The organism is Pseudomonas sp. MF4836 (genome assembly GCF_002018875.1).
Classification (GTDB): domain Bacteria; phylum Pseudomonadota; class Gammaproteobacteria; order Pseudomonadales; family Pseudomonadaceae; genus Aquipseudomonas.
This window is the reverse complement of the sequence record NZ_MVOL01000022.1, coordinates 1-21,312: the sequence shown is the minus strand read 5'-3', so window position 1 is coordinate 21,312 and position 21,312 is coordinate 1. Positions and strand designations below refer to the sequence as shown.

General features: G+C 64.3%; 21 protein-coding genes. 8 read left to right on the top strand and 13 right to left on the bottom strand.

Translation table 11 applies throughout. The features are described from left to right. Positions 1 to 217: 217 nt before the first annotated feature. On the bottom strand, positions 218 to 634 hold the full coding sequence (locus MF4836_RS32470; protein ID WP_161955780.1) for an Imm50 family immunity protein: 417 nt from the start codon (positions 632 to 634) through the stop codon (positions 218 to 220). A gap of 437 nt (positions 635 to 1,071) precedes the next feature. On the opposite strand from MF4836_RS32470, the gene MF4836_RS32465 reads away from it, so the two are divergent. Further along, positions 1,072 to 1,626, top strand: a complete 555-nt coding sequence (locus MF4836_RS32465) for a hypothetical protein (RefSeq protein WP_078473793.1) — start codon at positions 1,072 to 1,074, stop codon at positions 1,624 to 1,626. 488 nt (positions 1,627 to 2,114) lie between these two features. On the opposite strand, the gene MF4836_RS32455 is transcribed toward MF4836_RS32465, so the two are convergent. From MF4836_RS32455 to MF4836_RS32430, 6 genes are all read right to left on the bottom strand, one after another. Next, positions 2,115 to 2,903 carry an amino acid ABC transporter ATP-binding protein gene (locus MF4836_RS32455; protein ID WP_078473792.1) on the bottom strand — a complete coding sequence of 263 codons (789 nt, stop codon included), beginning with the start codon at positions 2,901 to 2,903 and terminating at the stop codon, positions 2,115 to 2,117. Between the two features lie 17 nt (positions 2,904 to 2,920). Next, positions 2,921 to 4,162 carry an NAD(P)/FAD-dependent oxidoreductase gene (locus MF4836_RS32450; RefSeq protein ID WP_078473791.1) on the bottom strand — a complete coding sequence of 414 codons (1,242 nt, stop codon included), beginning with the start codon at positions 4,160 to 4,162 and terminating at the stop codon, positions 2,921 to 2,923. A 50-nt stretch (positions 4,163 to 4,212) separates the two neighbouring features. Beyond that, positions 4,213 to 4,923, bottom strand: a complete 711-nt coding sequence (locus tag MF4836_RS32445; RefSeq protein ID WP_020300018.1) for an ABC transporter permease — start codon at positions 4,921 to 4,923, stop codon at positions 4,213 to 4,215. Continuing rightward, entirely contained in the window at positions 4,920 to 5,639 is a 720-nt protein-coding gene (locus MF4836_RS32440) for an ABC transporter permease (RefSeq protein WP_020300017.1), read from the bottom strand. Before MF4836_RS32440 ends, MF4836_RS32445 begins: the two co-directional genes overlap by 4 nt. Before the next feature lie 108 nt (positions 5,640 to 5,747). Continuing rightward, positions 5,748 to 6,503 carry a transporter substrate-binding domain-containing protein gene (locus MF4836_RS32435; RefSeq protein ID WP_020300016.1) on the bottom strand — a complete coding sequence of 252 codons (756 nt, stop codon included), beginning with the start codon at positions 6,501 to 6,503 and terminating at the stop codon, positions 5,748 to 5,750. Between the two features lie 12 nt (positions 6,504 to 6,515). Continuing rightward, positions 6,516 to 7,391 carry a MurR/RpiR family transcriptional regulator gene (locus tag MF4836_RS32430; RefSeq protein ID WP_020300015.1) on the bottom strand — a complete coding sequence of 292 codons (876 nt, stop codon included), beginning with the start codon at positions 7,389 to 7,391 and terminating at the stop codon, positions 6,516 to 6,518. Between the two features lie 133 nt (positions 7,392 to 7,524). Between MF4836_RS32430 and MF4836_RS32425 the strand changes: the two genes are divergently transcribed. From MF4836_RS32425 to nahK, 4 genes are all read left to right on the top strand, one after another. Then, positions 7,525 to 8,556: an Ldh family oxidoreductase gene (locus MF4836_RS32425; protein ID WP_078473790.1), complete on the top strand. Its 1,032-nt coding sequence runs from the start codon at positions 7,525 to 7,527 to the stop codon at positions 8,554 to 8,556. 204 nt (positions 8,557 to 8,760) lie between these two features. Continuing rightward, positions 8,761 to 9,945: a porin gene (locus tag MF4836_RS32420; protein WP_078473789.1), complete on the top strand. Its 1,185-nt coding sequence runs from the start codon at positions 8,761 to 8,763 to the stop codon at positions 9,943 to 9,945. Between the two features lie 175 nt (positions 9,946 to 10,120). After that, positions 10,121 to 11,284: a nitric oxide-sensing protein NosP gene (nosP, locus tag MF4836_RS32415; protein WP_020300012.1), complete on the top strand. Its 1,164-nt coding sequence runs from the start codon at positions 10,121 to 10,123 to the stop codon at positions 11,282 to 11,284. Next, positions 11,214 to 13,850 (top strand): hybrid sensor histidine kinase/response regulator NahK/ErcS', encoded by a 2,637-nt coding sequence (gene nahK, locus MF4836_RS32410; protein WP_161955779.1) that lies wholly within the window; start codon positions 11,214 to 11,216, stop codon positions 13,848 to 13,850. The genes nosP and nahK overlap by 71 nt, the downstream gene beginning before the upstream one ends. 157 nt (positions 13,851 to 14,007) lie before the next feature. Here nahK and MF4836_RS32405 read toward each other — a convergent pair whose 3' ends face one another. The 6 genes from MF4836_RS32405 to MF4836_RS32380 form a co-directional block, all read right to left on the bottom strand. Continuing rightward, positions 14,008 to 14,673 (bottom strand): response regulator transcription factor, encoded by a 666-nt coding sequence (locus MF4836_RS32405; protein WP_078473787.1) that lies wholly within the window; start codon positions 14,671 to 14,673, stop codon positions 14,008 to 14,010. Positions 14,674 to 14,730: 57 nt separating this feature from the next. Next, positions 14,731 to 15,288, bottom strand: coding sequence for a PQQ-dependent catabolism-associated CXXCW motif protein (locus tag MF4836_RS32400; protein ID WP_020300009.1), 558 nt, complete (start codon positions 15,286 to 15,288; stop codon positions 14,731 to 14,733). A 127-nt stretch (positions 15,289 to 15,415) separates the two neighbouring features. Then, positions 15,416 to 16,207, bottom strand: coding sequence for an ABC transporter permease (locus tag MF4836_RS32395; RefSeq protein WP_078473786.1), 792 nt, complete (start codon positions 16,205 to 16,207; stop codon positions 15,416 to 15,418). Beyond that, a complete protein-coding gene (locus MF4836_RS32390) occupies positions 16,204 to 16,947 on the bottom strand; it encodes an ABC transporter ATP-binding protein (RefSeq protein WP_078473785.1) in 744 nt (247 codons plus the stop codon). Before MF4836_RS32390 ends, MF4836_RS32395 begins: the two co-directional genes overlap by 4 nt. Then, the gene (locus tag MF4836_RS32385; RefSeq protein ID WP_078473784.1) at positions 16,944 to 17,903 is read right to left on the bottom strand and encodes a YVTN family beta-propeller repeat protein; all 960 of its coding nucleotides are present in this window, start codon (positions 17,901 to 17,903) and stop codon (positions 16,944 to 16,946) included. Before MF4836_RS32385 ends, MF4836_RS32390 begins: the two co-directional genes overlap by 4 nt. Positions 17,904 to 17,933: 30 nt before the next feature. Further along, on the bottom strand, positions 17,934 to 19,118 hold the full coding sequence (locus tag MF4836_RS32380; protein ID WP_078473783.1) for an ABC transporter substrate-binding protein: 1,185 nt from the start codon (positions 19,116 to 19,118) through the stop codon (positions 17,934 to 17,936). Between the two features lie 182 nt (positions 19,119 to 19,300). Between MF4836_RS32380 and MF4836_RS36010 the strand changes: the two genes are divergently transcribed. The 3 genes from MF4836_RS36010 to MF4836_RS32370 form a co-directional block, all read left to right on the top strand. Further along, entirely contained in the window at positions 19,301 to 19,423 is a 123-nt protein-coding gene (locus tag MF4836_RS36010) for a hypothetical protein (protein WP_020300004.1), read from the top strand. A gap of 2 nt (positions 19,424 to 19,425) precedes the next feature. Continuing rightward, positions 19,426 to 20,685, top strand: coding sequence for a HAMP domain-containing sensor histidine kinase (locus MF4836_RS32375; protein WP_078473782.1), 1,260 nt, complete (start codon positions 19,426 to 19,428; stop codon positions 20,683 to 20,685). After that, positions 20,685 to 21,312: response regulator (locus tag MF4836_RS32370; protein WP_078473781.1), on the top strand; the 628-nt coding region annotated here is incomplete at its 3' end. The genes MF4836_RS32375 and MF4836_RS32370, both read left to right, overlap by 1 nt.

Sequence of the window (21,312 nt, the reverse complement as noted above, 5' to 3'; positions counted from 1 at the left end):
AACGACCGCTATCGGCCAGAAGCCGCCAGTGGCGAAAGACTACTCTCGATCCAAAGCTGACCTTCACCCAGCCTGCTAAAACCGAGAAGCTGAATCAATGTAGACGATCAGCACCAAGGGAAAACGGCTGGAGCATGCTCGACCTCAAGCCGCACCAGTCTTCCTTGGCGACCTTCCAAACAATGTAAAGCTGAGTAAAAAGTAGAGCAGACGAGGATCAGGACATTAGATTCGTTACCGCTCCAACGGCTACATGGTTGCAACGAATGCTTCCGCCAATTCCCCAGATCGAGACGATCTCCACGAGAATCGATAAGTCTTGTAATCGCTTCAGATCAATTGATTCAAGCACGTTTTGATGATTGAAATCTGTCAGTGAAAGGTCATGGATATCACTGAATATCAGCTCAACCAGTAAACTTTTCTGGCATCCGTATTCAAAGTCCGCCGTCCCAACGCCAACCGCATCATGCTCTCGATAGTGCACGCACAGCTTCGCGATCGTAGCCGAACCTTGGTCCGGCAGGGCACGCGATACCAAAAAAGAGATCACCTCTGCGTCGTGAAACGATGGCCAGAAACCAATAGTTTCAATCACATTTTCGGCTCCGCTGATCAGCTCTTCGGGTTTCACTGTGTGCCTCCAGGATGACGTCAATGATTGATATTCATCAGATATGCAGCAAACGGCAAGTCATTGTGCAGCGACCGCGCCTCACACTTTAGAGATCCTATGCAGGAAAAAGCCTGAATCGGTAGGCTTGCTCAGTGATGACTGCAAAGGATCTTTTGGGTCGACTGTAGCCCTTCGCGACAGGCAGAAATCGGCTCTAAGTCTTCCTTCTCGTAGAAGGCTATTGATCAGAGGCTGCTGGTCAATGTTTCTCAATATTCACGCACAGTCCATCCCGCAAGACTCCCAATATTTCCTACACCAGAAAACCCCAACCGGCTTTTCATGGACGCCCCCATGCCGTCCATTGCACTATTGCGCCGACCTTTCAGTCACCCACCATTCTCCCGTCAATGGCCGCCCCATCAACGGCCCACGCTAAGGAAGCAACCCGTTTTATGACCGTCTCCGAACTGTTCGCCGCTATTCGTAAACCCTATGTTGAAACGCTGTCACGTGTCGCTGCGCAGTGCGCGTCGCATATTGAGCCGGCTTATAGAAACAGCGATGGCTCATTGGCCACTGAAGGGGCAATGGACACGCCCTGTCGGGTGGATGTCATTGCAGCGGAGGGCGTTTCGGCTGGGCAGCTGGTGCAGGTCGACTCTGAAACCGAGCTGGCCTTTGAGCCTGTACGTTTTGAGCTTGGGCAGACGGCGGTGGTCATTTCTCCGTTTGGTTGGGACTGGTTGCCGTTGCAGGTGCGGGGCTTGAGTGGGGAGGTGGCCTCACAGGTGGTTCGGGCCTGGTTCCTGGAGTGGTTCGATGGGGAGGATGAGAACTCGCCTACCGAAGAAGGGCTGCAAGGTGTGGTGCACTTTGTGTCGGACCCGGAGGCGACGGAGGAGGGGTACAGGGTGAAGATTGATTTGGGGTCGGCTCCGGGGGAGGCGGTGGAGGGGCTGCTTTTTGAGTTGTCAGATGCGGGGGCTGTTGGGGTTGCGCTTGGGTGAATGAGTGCATCTGAGGGGGCATGGGGTTTTACAGGGCCCGATCAGGCCGGCCGGAAGGCCGCCGTCTTGCTCTTGATTTTGCTTTTGATCTGAAGCGCCCCGTTAAACCACGATGGCCGAACGCAGGCAGTGAGCCGTGGGCAACCCGGCAGGACGCCGGGTTAGCCGCACTGGGCCAGGGACGGCCCATTGCGGCGGCCCACGGATCAATGCCGGAGTGAGGGCATGCCGAGCCTAGGCGAGGCACCGAGTGGTGGGGCAAGAGCGTTTTGCTTACTTTTGCGCTTTTCAAAAGTGAGCCGCTGTAAGAGCGGAACCCATAGCCGCCACACCCGCAGCAATGGATATGCACCCCCATAAACCCGAGGCGTCAGGTCTTGGGGCCGCTGCGCGACCCAGCGGGAGCAAGCTCCCTCGCCACAGCAAGCTCCACCACCTCACAAAGTCAGCTCGCCAGACCCGCAGATCACACATCTACATCCCAAAAATCAATGCACAATCTGCGCAAGAAACGCCTTAGCCCTCTCACTCTTCGGCGCCCCAAAAAACGCCTCCGGCGGCGCATCCTCGACAATCCGCCCCCCATCCAAAAACAACACCCGCTCCGCCACCTGCCTTGCAAACCCCATCTCATGGGTCACACACAGCATGGTCATGCCACTCCCCGCCAGCTTCACCATCACATCCAGCACCTCACTGACCATCTCCGGGTCCAGCGCCGAGGTCGGCTCATCGAACAACATGATCTTGGGCTCCATGCACAACGCCCGGGCAATCGCCACGCGCTGCTGCTGCCCGCCGGACAGCTGGCTCGGGTATTTGTCGGCCTGGTTCTCGATCCCCACCTTGGCCAGAAACCCCCGGGCCAGTTCCTCGGCTTTTTTGCGCGACAGGCCGCGGACGGTGATCGGCGCCAGGGTGCAGTTGTCGAGCACGCTCATGTGCGGGAACAGGTTGAAGTGCTGGAACACCATGCCCACTTCGCTGCGCACGCGGGCCGCTTCGCGGGTGGCTTGGGAGAGGTCGGTGTTGTCGATGAGGATCCGGCCTTTCTCGGCGATTTCCAGGCGGTTGATGCAGCGGATCAGGGTCGATTTTCCCGAGCCGGAAGGGCCGCAGAGGACGATGCGTTCGCCCTCGCGCACTTTGAGGTCGATGTCGTGCAGCACGTGGAACGCGCCATAGAATTTGTTCAGGCCGCTGATATCCACCACCACTTTGCGGGTGTCGGTGGCGATGATCGGCGCGGTGGTCAACGGGGCAGTCTGGGTCAGCATGGTCGGGTCTCCGGCGATCAGTGGAAGCGGTCGGCGCTGTAGGGCGCAGGGTCGGTGAACGGCGTGGCGCCGGTGAGCATTTCCGCCAGCAGGCGGCCGCTGACCGGGCCCAGGGTCAGGCCGTGGTGGGCGTGGCCGAAGTTGAACCACAGGCCTTTATGGCGTGCGGCCGGGCCGATCACCGGGCACATGTCGGGCAGGCATGGGCGACGGCCGAGCCAGGGTTCGGCGTCGACCCGCTCGCCCAGGGGGTAGAAGCGGCGGGCCAGGGCTTCGCAGCGGCGCAGTTGGATTTCATTGATCGGGTCGTCGCGGTCGGCGAATTCAATGCCGGTGGTCAGGCGAATGCCGCCGACCATCGGCGCCAGCACGTAGCCGCCCACCGGGTCCAGCAGCGGGTGCTGCAAACGGGTGCCCGGCAGCGCCGCGTAGTGCATGTGGTAGCCGCGCTTGATCGCCAAGGGGATCTGGTAGCCCAGGGGTTCGAAAATCCCCCGCGCTTCAGGGCCCAGGGCCACCACCGCCTGTTCGGCGCTGATCACCCCGGCCTCGCTCTGCACCTGCCACTGGCCGTCGACCTGGCGCACGCTCAGGGCATCGCCGATCACGAAGAGGCCACCGCGCTGCTTGAACAGTTCGGCGTAGCCGCGGGTCAGGCCGCCCGGGTCGGTGACGGTCTTGGGGTCGAGCCAGTGCAGGCCGCCGACCACATCGGGGTGCAGTCCGCTTTCCAGTTGATGGATCTGCTGGCGGTCGAGCACCCGGTAGTTCAGGCCGTATTCCTCCAGGGCCAGGGCGTCGGCCTGGGCCTTGGCGAAGGCGGCCGGGTCGTTGAAGGCTTCGATCCAGCCTTCACCCTGGATCAGGCCCTGCATCCCGGCGGGTTCGGCCAGTTGCATATGTTCGCTGACGCAGCGCTCGATCAGCGGCAGCATGGCGCGGGTGGCGCGGGCCAGGCCTTTGGGCGAGGAATGGCGCCAGTACTGCAGCAGCCAGGGGCCGGCCTTGGGCAGGTGGCTGAAGCTGTAGCGCACGTCCGATTGCTGGTTGAGGCCGTAGCGCAGCAGCTTCGACACTTCCCGGGGGAAGGCGTAGGGGATCACGCTGGCGCGCTCGATCAGCCCGGCGTTGCCGTGGCTGGTGCCGTTGCCCGGTGGCTGGCGGTCGAGCAGGATCACCTGCTGGCCGCGCGCTTGCAGGTGCAGGGCGGTGCTGACGCCGACGATCCCGGCGCCCAGAACGATGGTTTGGCAATGCATGGGGTCAATCCTTGGTACGCGGGCCGCCAGGGCGTCCCGCTGGAGTTCGGTCAGTTGAGGTGGCGGCTGAGGCGGCCTTCGAGGAGTTTCAGGCTGCGCCGCACCACTTCAACGATCACCAGGTACAGCACCGCGGCCCAGAGGTAGATCTGGAAGTCGAAGCTGCGGGAGAAGGCCAGTTTGGTCACGCCCATCAGGTCGTAGATGGTCACCAGGGAGGCGATGGCGCTGGCCTTGATCATCAGGATCAGCTCATTGCCCAGGGGCCCGATGGCCACCAGCAGCGACTGCGGCAGGATCACTTTGCGAAAGCTGGTCCAGCGCGACAGGCTCAAGGCCTTGCACGCTTCGCGCTGGCCCTCGGCGACCGCCAGCAGGCTGCCGCGCAGGATCTCGGCCTGGTAGGCGGCGGTGTTCAGGGTGAACGCCAGCAGGGTGCAGAACCACGCATCGCGGAAGAACCACCACAAGCCCACGTCCTGCCAGAAGCCTTTGAACGAGCCCAGGCCGTAATACAGCATGAACAGTTGGGCCAGCAGCGGCGAGCCGCGGAAGAAGTACACATAGGCGCCGCTGACGTTGCGCAGCAGGCGGCTGTTGGACAGGCGGGCGAGGGCGATCAGCAGGCCGAGCACGGCGCCGAGGCTGAAGGAGATCGCCACCAGCTTGCCGGTGACCAGCAGGCCGTCGATAAAACGCGCGCCGTAGCGGTCCAGCAGCTCGGGGCTGAGGAACAGGTTGAGCAATTCATCCAGGCTCATGGGCGCGCGCTCCGTTGATGACGGTTGAAGTACTGCTCAAGGAAGCGGAACAGTTGCCCGGACAACGCCGAGAAAAACAGATAGCCGAAGCAGGCCACGGCGTAGAACAGCATCGGTTCCTTGGTCACGCTGACGGCCAGGTTGGTCTGGCGCATCAGGTCCACCAGGGAGATGGTCGAGACCAGGGACGTGTCCTTGAGCAGTGACAGCCAGTTGTTCGACAGGCCCGGCAAGGCGATGCGGGTCAACTGCGGCAGCACCACCTTGGTGAAGGTGGTACGGCGCGACAGGCTCAGGGCCGAGGCGGCTTCGTACTGGCCCTTGGAGATGGTCTTGAAGGCGCCCAGCCAGATCTCGCTGGAGAACGCGGCGAACACCAGGCTGAAGGCGATCATCGCGGCGACGAAGGTGTTGATCGCCACTTCGCCGGGGTAGCCCATGGCGCCGAGGATCTTCTGTGCAGCAATCTGGCAGCCGTAGTAGATGATCAGCAGGGTCAACAGCTCCGGCAGGCCGCGAAATACGGTGGAGAAGGTGGTGGCCCAGGCCCGCACCCAGCGGTTTTTCGAGCGGGCGGCCAGGGCGACGGCGAGCCCCAGGGGCAGGCCGATGGGCACGCAGCTCAGGGCCAGGGCGATGGTGACCAGGGCCCCGGCCAGCAAGGCCGAACCCCAGCCGCCGCTGGCGAACGATAACAGTGACAGATGTTCGAACATGCTCGAACCCTCAGAACAAATTGAGCCTGCACGCCGGCGCCGCACTCAGGGGGTGAGTGCAGGGCTGGGGTACTCGAAAGAGGCGGGCCGCCACGCGGCCCGGGGCGGTCAGTAGATATCGAAGGCGAAGTAGCGGCTGGAGATCTTCTTGTAGGTGCCGTCGGCCACGATCTCGTCCAGGGCCTTGTTCAGGCGCTCGCGCAGGGCGTTGTCTTCCTTGCGCACGGCGATCGAGGCGTCGGCGGTGGTGCCTTGCACGTCACCGATGATCTTGCAGCAGTCCTTGCCGGCGGTTTCGGCCCAGGCCAGCAGCGGAAACTTGTCGGCGATCACGCCGTCGACACGGCCGGCGGCCAGGTCGCTGTTGGCTTCGTCCAGGGTCGGGTAGAACTTCACGTCGGCACCGGCCGGGCCGTAATGGTCTTCGGCGTAGATGGCCTGGGTCGAGGACGACTGGGCGCCGACGGTGCGGCCTTTAAAGCTGGTCTGGGCGTCGGTGATGTCCGAGTCCTTGGCCACGGCGACCGACAGCGGGGTGCGGTAGTAGTGGTTGGTGAAGGCGATTTTCTTCTTGCGCTCGTCGGTGGCGATCATCGAGGCCACCACGGCGTCGTATTTCTTCGCCAGCAGCGCGGGGATGATGCCTTCCCAGTCCTGGGCGACGATGGTGCATTCGACCTTCATGCGTTCGCACAGGGCGTTGGTGATGTCGACGTCAAAGCCGTGCAGCTTGTTATCGGAGTCGACGTAGTTGAAGGGCGGGTAGGCGCCTTCGGTGGCGATTTTCAGGACTTCAGCCTGGGCACCGGTAGCACCGGCGAGGACCATGGCACATGCACTGGCAAAGCGAACGACATTCTTCATTTAGCACCTCGATTATTGTTTTGGTCTGGCAGAGGATGTGTAACCCACGAACTCGTTATGCAGGGCGGCGGTGGCTTCCAGGCGGCGCTCGACGTCCGGGCCCAGTTGCTTGCACACCTCGTTCACCAGCAGGTGCACCAGCGACAGCATGGCTGCGGTGGACTCCCAGAACAGGTTGAACTCGGTGGGCACGCGGAACACTTCATCGGCGTTCTGCTCGGCCCAATCGCAGAACGTGTCGGTGACCAGGGTCACCGCGATCCCGGCCTCACGGGCCTTGCGGCACAGATGCAGGGCGTGGCGCGAATAGCGCCGGGCCTCGAACACCACCAGGGCGCAATCCCCCGGCTGGCTCAGCAGCACCTCGGCGTAATGCCCGGCGGCACCGTCCACCAGGTGCACGTCATCGCGCAGGTACTGCAGCAGGTGGACCATGGACGCGGCGATACCACGCTCGGTCTGGAACCCGGCGACAAACACCTTGCGCCGGGTGGCCAGGCGCTGGGCCACGGTGATCCAGGCCGGGGTCAGGCTGTATTCATAGACTTTCATCAGGGCGCCGACTTCCAGCTCGAAGCTGCGCGGCAAACCCTGGGGCGCCTGGTTCGGCTGCTGGCGAAATTCCTGCAACCGATCGCCGACCAGCCACGGGCCTTCGCCGAGGTCATTTTTCAGGTCGTTTTTCAGGTCTTTGAAGTGGCTGTAACCGATGGCGCGGCAGAAACGCCCAACGCTGGATTCGCTGACGCCGAGCTTGTCGGCAATGTCGGCGGCGGTCTGGAAGGGCAGCTCGTAGAGGTTGGCCAGCATGTAGCTGGCAATGGCCCGGCCCGAAGCGGTGGCGCTCGACAGACTGCTTTCAAGGCGTTGTTTGATGGGCTGGCTCACGGCGAATTCCTGTGGTTGGACAGCGCGTGGAGTGGAAAATGAATGTTTTCTGTCATTAAGTCAATGTTTGACAGATAACTGGCGTGACGCGATAGTCAGGCCACTTCCAATAACAACTCCACCGGAGCCTGCGATGTCCGAAGCCACCCCCGTGCACGCCGAAATCGAGCACCTTGAGCTGTCCGAATTGACCCAGTTGTTGCAGCGCATTTTCCTGCGCCACGGCACCAGCCCCGAGGTCGCGCAGGTACTGGCCGACAACTGCGCCCGGGCGCAACGCGACGGCTCCCACAGCCATGGGGTGTTTCGCATCCCGGGTTACCTGGCGTCCCTGGCCAGCGGCTGGGTCGATGGCCAGGCGCGGCCGGTGGTGGAGGATGTGGCCAGCGGTTTTATAGCCGTGGATGCGGCCAACGGCTTTGCCCAGCCGGCCCTGGCCGCGGCCCGCGAGGCCCTGATCGAGAAGGCGCGCAGTGCCGGGATCGCGGTGCTGGCGATTCGCAATTCCCACCACTTCGCCGCGCTCTGGCCCGACGTCGAGCCCTTTGCCGAAGCCGGCCTGGTGGCCCTGAGCGTGGTCAACAGCATGACCTGCGTGGTGCCCCACGGCGCCCAGCGGCCGCTGTTCGGCACCAACCCGATTGCCTTTGCTGCGCCACGCGCCGGGGCCGACCCGATTGTGTTCGACCTGGCCACCAGCGCCATCGCCCATGGCGATGTGCAAATCGCCGCGCGCCAGGGCGAGCAGCTGCCGCCGGGCATGGGCGTCGATCGCCAGGGCCAGCCGACCTGCGACCCCAAGGCGATTCTCGACGGTGGCGCCCTGCTGCCGTTTGGCGGGCACAAGGGCTCGGCGCTGTCGATGATGGTCGAGCTGCTGGCCGCGGCGCTGACCGGCGGCAACTTCTCCTTTGAGTTCGACTGGTCCCAACACCCCGGCGCGCAAACCCCCTGGACCGGCCAGTTGCTGATCGTCATCGACCCGAGCAAATCCGGGGGCGGGCGCTTTGCCAGCCGCAGTGACGAGCTGGTGCGGCAGATGCAGGCGGTAGGCCTGGAGCGCCTGCCGGGCGACCGCCGTTATCGCAGCCGCGCCCAGGCCCGCGAGCACGGGATCCCCCTGGCCGCTGCCGAGCTGGCCAAGTTGCGCCAGTTGGCGGGTTGAGCCGCAAGTCGTTCATCCTCTCGGGCCGGGGCTTGTAGGCCTTAAGTTTTGCTCCCGGTAGCGGTCCGGTCTTACGTCGAGTTTGCCGGGCCCTGCCAGCCACTCCAAAGCAGCCGCCATTCAGCGCCAAGGCAGCATGGGCCTGGCCGCAGGTCCTTTTGATAATCGCCTCCGACATCTCGTCCCCCGTTTGCGGAGCGCGCCATGCATAACAATAAGAATTTGCGGCAGTCTTTCCTGCCGGCCCTGATCGCCGGCTTTTCGACCCTCGGCCTGAGCACCATCGCCGAGGCCGAGATCATGCTGTACGACAAGGACCAGACCACCTTTTCCACCGACGGCTACATCAACGCCTTCTACGTCAACAGCGATGTCGACCGTGCCGGCGATCAGTACGACCGGCGCCAGGCACGGGTCAAGATGGGCTTTTTGCCCAACTACCTGGGCTTCAACATGGGCAAGCAGGTGGACGACTTGAAACTCGGGGCCCGCGCCTCGTTCTGGGTGCCCATCAACGACAGTGAAACCAACGGCACCGACACCGCCATCGACGTGCGCCAGTTCTACGGCACCGTGGCCAACCCGGAGTGGGGCGAGGTGCTGATCGGCAAGGACTTCGGGCTGTTCGCCCGGTCCAACATCCTGCTCGATGAACTGCTCGCCGGTTACGGCCAGGTCAGCGACAGCCTGGGCCTGGTGGATGGGGGCGGGGTGTCGTTCGGCAATATCGGCAGCGGCTACCCGTACCCGTTCCCGACCTCGCAGATCACCTATCGCACCCCGGTAATGGACGGCCTGCGGGTCGCGGTGGGGATCATGGACCCGGTGGACACCAACGACAGCAGCCCGACCGGCAAGGCCTACCAGGAGAACCCGCGCACCGAGAGCGAGATCACCTACCAGTTCGATCTGGGCGGGGCCAAGGTCTACAGCTGGCTCAACGGCAGTTACCAGAGCTCGGACAACACCGACTCCACGGTCAAGTCAGTCACCTCCAAGGGCCTGGGCTATGGGGTGCAAGCCAAGATGGGCGGCTTGTCCCTGACCGGCTCGGGGTTCCAGGCCAAGGGCATCAACCCGTTCTTCACCAACAACGCCGGCGAAGCCACGCTGCGCAATGTCGACAGTAACGGCTACCTGCTGCAGGGCTCGTACAAACTCGGCAAGAACCGCCTGGCCCTGTCCTATGGCAAGACCCGTGACGACGGCAACGGCGTGGTCGGCAGCGGCGCCGACTATGAAACCCGCGGCATCGCGCTGTTCCACGACATCAACGACAACCTCAAGCTGGTGGCCGAGTACAACCAGTTCGAGATCGATGGCCACGACACCAGCGCCCAGAACGAAAACACCGACACCTTCGCCGTCGGCGCAGTCCTCACCTGGTAACCCCCTGGCCCGGATCCCGCCGTGCGCATCGCGGCGTGGCCCGGGCCGTCTGCCTGGCGCCGGCGGTCGGCGTCTCATCCCATTGAAGCGCCCACCCACTACCCAAGTAGCATTCGTCGGGCGCGGGTGACTTCGTACACTCATGCCTCATACAGCGCACCCGCGGGAGGCGAAGATGCAACAAGCCCAGAGCGAGGGTGTCGTCAGCGCGATGTCCCAGGCCACCGATGTGCAGCAGGTCGCCCAGGAGCTGGCGCGGCAGCTGTTGCACCCGCACCTGGGGTTCGTGCTGTTTTTCTGTTCGGCCGAATATGACCTGCAGGCCCTGGGCCAGGCCCTGCATCAGGGTTTTGGCGGGATCCGCCTGGTGGGCTGCACCAGCGCCGGGGAGATCACCCCCCAAGGCTACGGGCGCAATTGCGTGACTGCGATCGGCTTTGACCACCGGCACTTTTCCATCGCCACCGAGCTGATCGACCAGATGGAGCACTTCAGCCTGATCGACGCCCAGCAGATGGTCGAGCGCCTGGTCAGCGACTGTCGCAGCAACACCCTGGCGCCGATCAAGGGCAACAGCTTTGCCCTGACCCTGCTCGATGGCTTGTCCAGCCGCGAAGAAATGGTCCTGGCGGCGCTGAGTGCGGCCCTGGGGGATATCCCGCATTTCGGCGGCTCGGCCGGCGACGACAATTACCTGACCCACACCCATGTCTACTTCGGCGGCGAGTTCCACAGCGGCGCGGCGGTGGTGGTGCTGGTCAATACCTGGCTGGATTTCGAGGTGTTCACCACCCACCACATCCTGCCGCGGGAAGAAAAACTGGTGGTCACCGGCGTCGACAGCAGCTTGCGCCGGGTCTACGAACTCAACGCGGAGCCGGCCGCCGAGGAATACGCGAGGCTGATCGGGGTGCCGGTGGCCGAACTCGACCACCGGGTATTCGCCGCCCACCCGCTGGCGGTGCGCATCAACCAGCACTACTACGTGCGCGCGGTGCAACAGGTGCACCCGGACCTGAGCCTGAGTTTTTACTGCGCGGTGGAAAACGGCATCGTCCTCACGGCCATGACCCCTGGGCCGTTGCTGCCCAACCTGCAAGCGCTGTTCGACGGCCTGCAACAGCGCCTGGGCGGGCTGTTGCTGACCATCGGCTGTGACTGCTTTTTGCGTCGACTGGAGCTCGAAGACCGCGGCAGCCTGGACGAGATCGGGGCCTTTTTGCGCGAGCAGCGGGTGATGGGGTTCAACACCTACGGAGAACAGTTCAATGGCATGCATATCAACCAGACCTTTACCGGGGTTGCCATTGCCCGCAGCCGAACCCCCGCCAGCCGCTGAGCTGCAAGCCCAGGTCACGCGGCTTGCAGAAGAGAACCGCAAACTGCGGCGGATCAACGCCGCGCTGATCGAGCGGGTCGAATCCGGGGTCACCCGGGGCAACGACCCCTACGCGGCGTTCCAGCATTCGGTGGTGTTGGCCGAACAGGTGCGCGAGCGCACCGATGCGCTGAACCAGGCCATGGCCGAGCTCAAGGCCGGCAACCGCCTGTTGAGCGAGGCGCGGCTGCGGGCCGAGACCGCCCATCAGTATCTGATCGATGCCATTGAGAGTATTTCCGACGCCTTTGTGCTGTTCGACGAAGAGCAGCGCATCGTGCTGTTCAACAGCCGGTTCAAGGCGTTCTGGAGCAACAGCCGAGTTCGGATCATGGCCGGCATGCGCCTGGCCGAAGTCAAGCGGCTGATGACCAGCACCGGGATGTTCAGCGAAGAACCTCGGGGTCATGGTGACGAACACTTGCTGTATCGCTTGCAGGACGGGCGCTGGTTGCAGATCAGCGAACGGCCGACCCTGGAGGGCGGGCGGGTGATCCTGTTCACCGACATCACCGAGGTCAAGCTCAGCGAAACCCTGCGTCGGGAGCAGGCGGTGGCGCAAAAATCCCACCTGCTGCAGCGGGCGGTGGACAACCTGTCCCAGGGCGTGGCCATGGTCAACGCCGAGGGCATCCTTGAACTGTGGAACCGGCGCTTCCTGGAGCTCAGCGGCCTGGCCCCGGTGGCGGCCCACCGGCCATTCGCCGAGGTCATCGCCGACAGCGAACTGAGCCTGCTGACCCCCGCCAGCCGCGACAGCAACGGGCGGGTGATCCATGAATGCGAGCAGCGCCTGTACGACGGGCGCATGCTGGAAATCCGCACCCATCCGCTGCCCACCGGCGGTTTCGTCAACACCTTCACCGACATCACCGAGCGCTACCAGCACGCCGAGGCCCTGAGCGAAAGCGAGCGTTGGATCCGCCTGATCACCGACCATGTACCGGCGCTGATCGCCTACCTCAACGCGGACCTGGTCTACGAATTCACCAACAAGGTCTACGAGGAATGGTACTGCTGGCCGCGCGGGGTGATGCTCGGCCAGAGCCTGCGCGAGGTCCACAGCGAACAGCACTACCAGCGCCTGGAGTCCTACGTGGCGCGGGCCCTGGCCGGGGAGAGCGTGACCTTCGAGTTCCCGGAAACCAACATCAATAACCAGGAGCGCTACATGCTGCGCTCCTACGTGCCCAACCGCCTGGCCACGGGTGAGGTGGTGGGGATTTTCGTGCTGATCCGCGACATCACCGAACGCCGGCGCACCGCCGAGGCGCTGCACCAGGCCTATCAGAACCTGGAGCTGCGGGTCCGGGAACGCACCGCGGAATTGACCACCCTCAACCAGCAGCTGCTGCGGGAAATCGACGAGCGCAGCCGGGTCGAATCGCGCCTGCGGGAAGCCAAGCTGGAAGCGGAGCAGGCCAACCTGTCGAAAACCAAATTCCTCGCGGCGGTCAGCCATGACCTGCTGCAACCCCTGAACGCGGCGCGGCTGTTCACCAGCGCGCTGCTGGAGCGGCGCGAGCCCCAGGCCTGCCAGGTGCTGGTGCGCAATGTCAGCAATTCCCTGGAGGACGTGGAAAACCTGCTGGGGACCCTGGTGGATATTTCCAAGCTCGATGCCGGGGTGATCAAGGCCGACATCGCGCCGTTCGCCCTCAGCGAGCTGCTGGACAACCTGGCGGTGGAATACGCCCAGGTGGCGCGCAGCGAAGGCCTGGAGCTGCATTTTGTCGGCTGCTCGGCACTGGTGCGCAGCGACATCCAGTTGCTGGCGCGGATCCTGCGCAACCTGCTGAGCAATGCCATTCGCTACACCCGCAGCGGGCGCGTGGTGCTCGGCTGCCGGCGCCAGCGCCAGCGGCTGTCGATCGAGGTGTGGGACAGCGGCATGGGCATCGCGGAAAACCGTCTCGAGGAAATCTTCCAGGAGTTCAAGCGCGGCGATGTACAGCGCCCGGACCAGGATCGCGGGCTGGGCCTGGGGCTGGCGATCGTGGAGAAAATCGCCGGCATCCTCGGCCACCGGATACGGGTGCGCTCGTGGCCGGGCAGGGGGTCGATGTTCGCCGTCGAAGTGCCCCTCAGCGCCACCGCGCCCAAGGCCCTGCCCAGCCTGAACATGAGCGAACCGATGCTCGAACGGCTGCGGGGCGCGCGGGTGTGGGTGCTGGATAACGACGCGGCGATCTGCGCCGGCATGCGCACCCTGCTCGAAGGCTGGGGTTGCCGGGTGGTGACCGCCTTGTCCGAGCAGGACCTGGCGCGTCAGGTCGATAACTACCACGCCGAAGCCGACCTGCTGATCGCCGACTATCACCTGGACAACGACCAGAACGGCGTCGACGCCGTGGCCCGGATCAACGCCCGCCGTGCGTCGCCGGTCCCGGCACTGATGATCACCGCCAACTACAGCAACGAACTCAAGCAGCAAATCCGCGAGCTGGGCCACACCCTCATGCACAAACCCGTGCGCCCGATGAAACTCAAAACCGCCATGAGCCACCTCCTGGGCCCCAACCCATAGCCGCTGCCGCCAGGCTGCGCTGCGCCGAGGCACTCAGGTCAATTGGGGGCGTTATTGAGGGCCAGCGTCCAACCGCGGCCCGAGCCTTCGGCATCGGCTACAGGGTGCTGCGGCTTCCCGTTTCGGGCTGCGGTAAGACGCCGATGGGCTACCGGCGTCAACGACGCAAATAGGCGCCGAAGTCGATGTCCCCGGCGCTGAGGATGGCCTGGACGCGGTTGTGGACGTTGAGTTTGCGCAGGATGGCCGAGACGTGGGCTTTGACCGTGGTTTCGGCGATGTCCAGGGTGTAGGCGATCTGTTTGTTCGATTCGCCCTTGGTCATGCGTTCGAGTACCAGCAGTTGCTTGCGAGTCAGGGCCTGGAGCAGTTCCGGCGGGAAGCTGGGGTTTTCGTTCATGCGCCGCCCGGAGCTGCTCTTCTGGGTGCGGATGATGTCCGGCGGCAGGTACACGTTGCCGTTGAGGATCTGCTCGATGGCCTCGGTCATCTGCGAGCGCGGCGAAGACTTGGTGATAAACCCCACCGCGCCATAGGTGATGGCCTGGAGCACGATCTGCTTGTCCTGTTCGGCCGAGACGATCACCACCGGGATGGTCGGCGCTTCGTTGCGCAGGTTGATCAGGCCGTTGAGGCCGTGCATGCCCGGCATGTTCAGGTCGAGCAGGATCAGGTCCAGGTCGTCGTGCTGCTGGGTCAGGGCCAGGGCGCTTTCCAGGTCGGCGGTTTCCATGACTTCGCTGCCGGGGAAACCATCGCTGATAACGTTGTGGATCGCTTCACGAAACAGGGGGTGATCGTCGGCAATCAGAATTTTGTACATGGCCTTTCACCTCGTTATTATTTGATTGTGGTGGGGCTGGAGCACGCGGGTATTGGCTCAGGGAAAGGGTTCGGGCTGGGCTGGCGACACGGGCAGGTTGGCGGCTTGCCAGGCGTCGAGGCCGTCGCGGTACCAATACAGGGTTTTATAGCCCAATGCTGCGGCGCGTTTTACCGCGTTCCAGCTCAACCAGCAATCGGATCGGCAATAAAAGACCAACGGTTGTTCCAGGCGGCCGGCGCTGGCCTGTTGCAGATGGCGGGCGAAGTAGGCCTGCCAGGGTGCGCCGAGTTCGCCGTCGCCGGTATTGGCCAGCCACAGGCTGCCGGGCAGGTTGGCATGGGGTTCGTCCTCGATGAAGCGGCCTTGCAGCCATTGCCGGCGATAGACATCGACCAGCACCGGGCGCGGGGTCTGTTGCAGCAGTTGTTGCAGGGCGGGGGTGTCGATGATCTGCGCACCGTCCAGCTGGTTCGGCGTCGGGCTGCGGTACAGGCTGGTGCGATAACCCTCGGCGGAAAACAGCGGGGTTTCGGCGTGTGCCGGGCCGGCCAGCAGGCTCAGCCAGGCAAGTGCCAGGCAGGGGCGTAACAGACAACGCAGGGCACGTGGCATAGGGCTTTTATCCTTCTTGTTATAGGCCCATTACATGCCACGGATGGAGCTTTGTGAATGCGACGATAGACAGTAAAACCGCTACGAAAGTACTGTTTTCTGCCCGCAGCAGGGCTCGGCGGCGCCCTCAGCCCTGTTTGCGCAGCGCCGCATGCTGCGGGTTGAAGGTCAGCACCGCCAGCAGCGAGAACAGCAGGGTCAGGCCCAGGCACACCGCCAGGGCCAGCGGGTTGAAGCGCTGGTACAGGGCAAAGCGCACCAGTTCCACGCCATGGGTGAAGGGGTTGAGGGCGCACAGCCAGTACAGCCACTGGCTGGCTTCGAGCATCTTCCACAGCGGGTACAGCGCCGACGACAGGAAGAACAACGGGAAGATCACGAAATTCATCACCCCGGCAAAATTCTCCAGCTGGCGAATGGCATTCGACAGCAGCAGCCCCAGGGCGCTCAGCATCAGGGCCACCAGCAGCAACGCCGGCAAGACCATCAGTAAGCCCATGGCCGGCGGCTGCACGCCGTACAGCCAGGCGATGGCCAGGAAGGCATAGACCTGCAGCAACGAGATCAGCGAGGTGGCCAACAGCTTGCTGGCCAGCAGGAAGGCCCGGGGCAGGGGGCTGGTGAGCAGCACCCGCATGCTGCCCATTTCCCGGTCGTAGACCATCGACAGCGAGCCCTGCATGCCGTTGAACAGCAAAATCATGCAGGCCAGCCCGGGGATGATGTAGACCTCATAGGGGATGTAGGTGTCGTAGGGCTCGATGATGGCGATCCCCAGTGCCGCGCGAAAGCCGGCGGCGAACACCAGCAACCACAGGAGCGGACGCACCAGGGCACTGAGAAAACGCGTGCGCTGCAACACGAAACGCAGCCATTCGCGCAGCACGATACCGCTGAAACACTGCCAGTAGGCGTTCATCGGCCTGCGACTCCAGAAGGGGATGGGGCGGTGAGGCGGGCGAAGGCCGAATCGAGATCGCCGCCGTGTTCTTGGCTCAAGGCTGCGGCCTGTCCGCTGGCCACCAGCCGGCCCTGATGCAGGATCAGCAGGTCGTCGCTGGCCTGCACTTCGTCCAGCAGGTGGGTGGTCCAGAGCACGCTTAACTGCTGCTCGCGGCACAGGTTGCGGATGTGCTGGTTGAGGGCCAGGCGGCTGGCCGGGTCGAGGCCGGCGCTGGCCTCGTCGAGCAATAACAGGCGCGGTTCATGCAACAGCGCGCGGGCGATTTCGACCCGCCGCCGGTGCCCGCCATTGAGCTCGCGGACCCGTTCCCGACGGCGCTCGGCGAGGCCCTGGCGCTCCAGTTCAGCGTCGATGCGCGCATGGCTCTGGCGCCGTGACAAACCGTGCAACGCCGCGTGGTAACGCAGGTTCTGCTCGATGCTCAGGTCCAGGTCCAGGGTGCTTTGCTGGAACACCACACCCAATTGGCGCAGGGCCGGGCGCGGGGCCTCGCGCAGGGAGTGACCGCCGACCCGGATCTCGCCCTGCTGCACGTCATACAGCCGGGTGAGCAAGGCGATCAGGGTCGACTTGCCGGCGCCATTGGGTCCCAGCAACGCGGCAAAACGCCCGGGTGCCAGGCTGAAGCTGACCTGTTTCAGGGCCTCGCGCGGGCCATAGGCAAAGCTCAGTTGGCTGACCTCCAGGGCATTCATGGGGTGACCACCACACCCCACGGATAACGCCCGACCTTGATCGACTTCAGCACCTTGCGGCTTTGCACATCGATCACCGAGACGTCGCCGCTGACGCCGTTGGTGGCCAGCAGTTGGCGCTGGTCCGGGGTAAATGCCAACTGCCAGACGCGCCGGCCCACCAGCAGGTAGTCGAGAATTTCGAAGGTCTTGGCGTCGATCACCGCCACATGGTTGGCCGGGCCCAGGGCGACGAAAGCGTACTGGCCGTCGGCACTGAGCTTGATCCCCACCGGCTGCACTTTGTCGGGGTGCACGCCCTTGATCTGGAAGTTCAGGGTCTTGAGGATCTTGCGTGTGGCGACGTCGAGAATGGTCACCGTGCCGCCGATTTCCGCCGAGGCCCAGAGCTGTGAACCGTCCTGGCTGAACTCGACAAAGCGCGGGCGCTGATCCACCAGGGTGCTGTCGGCCAGGGTCTGGGTGCTGGTGTCGATCCAGTGCAGCATGTTGGTGGTTTCACTGGTATTGACCGCCCACTTGCCGTCGGGGCTGACTGCCATGCCTTCGGGCTCGACCCCGACATTGATCTGGCCGATGACCTTGGAGGTCTCGGTATCGATCACCGTCACCAGCGCATCGTCCTCGTTGGACACATACAGCCAGCGGTTGTTGGGGTGCAGGGCGAACTGCTCGGGGTCCTTGCCGGACGGCAGTTCCTTGATGATCTTGCGCGTGGCCACGTCCATCACCTGGACCCGGTCCGAGTCGCTGGCGCAGATGTACAGCAGCTTGTTGTCGTGGGACAGCAGCAACCCGCGCGGACGCTGGCCCACGGGCAGGGTTTCGGTGACTTGCAGGGTCTGCATGTCGATCAGGCTCAGGCTGTTGTCTTTCTCGTTGGAGACCCAGGCGGTGGCGGCCGCGGCGTTTCCGGCAGCGAGCAGCAGGGCGCATGAGAGCAGGGTGCGACGCATGGCGGATTCCTTGTTGTTGTGGTGTTGGGATCAGGGGTAGCGGCAGGTCACCTCGGGCTTGTCGTAGCCCAGGCTGTCCATTTCATTGAAGGGGTGCAGGAAGCCGTCCTGGGGCGAGGTGCTGACCAGTGCCCGGGGTTGGACGATGGGGATCGGTTGGCGCAACTGGCCGTTCCACGGGCGATAGCTGAGCTTGCGGCCCTTGAACCCGTCCAGGGGCAACTGCTCGGACAGTTCCAGCTGCTGGATGGCCACGGGGTCGGCCTGGCGCAATTTGCTGACGGCGCTGGCGATGCTGCGCACGGCGATCCAGGCGGCGAAATCCCGGTCGTTCATCCAGCGTCCGGCCAGGGCCTCGAAGCGTTTCTGCAATTGCGCGGCGCCGTAGGTTTCCACCGTCTTGTGCCAGCCGGTGGGCGTCAGGCCCTGGGTCCCGGCCACCGGCCGCGGGTACCAGGTCTGGTACGGCACGTACTCGCCGAAATCACCGCGTTCGTCGGCCACCAGCACCACGTCGTATTCGGCGGTCTGGGTGAACAGCGGCATGTCGGCCTGGGCGCTGCGGCGCTGGTCGTTGTCGAAGCTCCAGGGTTTTTCGGCGACGATCTTTACCCCGAAACGCTTGCTGGCGCGGCGCAGGGCGGCCGCATAGGCCTCGTCGTCCGGGGTCTGGCCGACGATCAGCAGCGCGCGCTGCCATTTGCGCACGGCCATGAACTGCACCAGCGCGTCGGCGAGCATGGCCCGGCTCGGCAGGCTGTGCAGTACGTTGCCCAGGCAGGCGGTGCTGCGCAGGCTGTCATCGGCGCTGCCGACGTTGAACAGCAGGCTGTCGGGCAGGGCGGCGCTGAGCTGGCGCAGACTGGCCGCCGGCGCATTGACCACGAACAGCCGCAGGCCCTCGGCGTGCTGGGCCTGGGCGGCTTGCAGCAGGGCCTCGGGGCTGTCGACGCTGGCGCTGCGCAGTTGGTAGTCGTGCTTGAGAAAACGCCCGGTGCTGTTGCTGTCCTCGATCGCCAATTGCGCGCCGCGCTCACCGGCATCATTGGGCTCGGGAATGACGTTGGACAGCAGCGGGCCGGGGTCGGGGCGATACCCCAGGTAGCCGATGCGCACGCTCAGCGTGCCTTCGTCGGCCTGGCTTTGGGTCGCCAGCAACGCGGCGCTGGCAATCGCCAGCAAGTAGATCAAGGCGTAACTGACGAGCTGGCGCATGGGGCACTCCGCTAGGGGAGGCGTCAGCATAGGAAGCCCTGGCGGGCGGGGAAATATGCAGAAAGTACCGCTCGGCCAGTACCAAGGTAGTACCCCGCTGGCTGCGGCGCGGTTTTAGCATGAGGGCAACGGTCACCTGGCGCGCCACCTTCCTTGCATCGCCACCTTGGAGAGCACCGAACATGCGGATTCTCAAAGCGTTGCTGTTGCCGCTGTTACTGATCCTGAGCCTGATCGGCGTCGACAAACTGCACCCGGCGCGACCCTTGCAGACCCTGGTCGCGCCTGCAGTGCCGGGGCGTTAGGGATGTCGGCACTGTGGCGGATCAACCTCTGGGTGACGGCGTTTTTCGCCCTGGTCACGCTGGCCTGCATGGCGCTGCTGCTGCACCAGGCGGTGGCGGATGTGGAGCGCGAGCTGCAATCGGCCGAGGCGGTGGTGCAGTACCTGGGTGAAACGGCCGAGCGCGATCCGGCCAGCCTGCAACCGCGCCTGACCCGCAGCCTGCGCCATGTGCGGGTGCACTGGCTGGCGCCGGGCGAGTCACTGGAGCTGGCCCCCGAGCAGGGGCTGGATGCCTGGCTCGGTCGCCAATTGTTCGACGGCAGCCGTCGCAGCCACAAGGTGCTGGACTTGAGCGACGGGCGCCGAGTGCTGATCGGCGTCGACCCCAGTGATGAGATCGATGAAGTCTGGGATTCATTGCAGCAACTGCTGAGCCTGTGTGGCCTGGCGCTGTTGCTCAGCCTGCTGACCATCCGCTGGGCGGTGCGCCGCGGCATGGGCCTGCTGGACGACCTGCTGCGCGCCTTGCGGCAAGTGTCGGGCGGGCAACTGGCGGTGCGCCTGCGGGCCGAGGGTCTGCCCGAGGCGCGGCAGCTGGCCGGCCACTTCAACCACATGGTCGAGGCCCTGGAACAGGCCCGGGCCGATAACACGCACCTGACCCAGGCCCTGCTGGCGGTGCAGGAACAGGAGCGCACCCACCTGGCCCAGACCCTGCACGATGACCTTGGGCAATACCTGGCGGGGATTCGCGCCCAGGCCTGCCTGCTGCGGGTGGTGACCGACCAGCCGGCGCTGCTGGCGCAGACGGTGCAAGCCCTGGAATCGAACTGCGAACACCTGCAACAGGGCTTTCGCGCCCTGGTGCACGACCTGTATCCGGTGGTGCTGCAACACCTGCCGCTGGACCAGGCCCTGGGCCTGCTGGTGGAGCATTGGCGGGGTAGCCAGGGCATCGATTGCCAACTGCGGGTGGACCAATACCTGCCGCCGCTGTCGATGCCGAGCAAGACCCATCTGTATCGGCTGCTCCAGGAAGCCCTGACCAACGTCGCCCGCCACGCCGGGGCGAGCCGGGTACGGGTGCGCCTGCAACACCGCGCCGGGCGCCTGCGCCTGTCGATCCGCGACAACGGCCGTGGCGCCCAGCAGCCGCAGCAGCCTGGGGTGGGCCTGCATTCGATGTTCGAACGCGCCCGCAGCCTGGGTGGCGAACTGCGCATCAACAGTCAGCCCGGCGCCGGTTGGGCGCTGGCCTTGAGCATTCCCTTGGAGGCGTGATGAATATTTTGCTGGTCGATGACCACGCGGTGGTCCGCCAGGGCTATGCCAGCCTACTGCGGGCCTTGTTGCCGGCGATCCAGGTGCGCGAAGCGGCCACGGGCGAGGAGGCCCTGATTCGGGTCCAGGAAGAGGTGCCGAACCTGGTGATCATGGATTTTGGCCTGCCCGGCATCAGCGGCCTGGAAACCACCCGGCGCTTGCGCCAGCGTTTACCGCAGTTGCGGGTGCTGTTCTTCAGCATGCATGACGAGCTGCCGCTGGTGCGTCAGGCGCTGGATGCGGGGGCTTCAGGCTACCTGACGAAGAACTCGGCACCTGAGGTGTTGATCGAGGCGGTGCGCAGAATCCTCGCGGGGCACGCTTACATCGAACAGCCCCTGGCCACGCAACTGGCCTGCACGCCCCAGCAGAACGCCAGCGACCCGCGCCTGCAAAGCATGACCCAGCGCGAACTGGAGATTTTTGTGATGTTGGCCAAGGGCACGCCGGCGCGGTTGATTGCGCAGCAGCTGTGCATCAGTGCGAAAACGGTGTCCAACTATCTGACCATGCTCAAGAGCAAGTTGCAGGTTAGTTCTCATGCGGAGTTGGTGCATTTGGGGATTGATATGGGGGTGGTGAGGG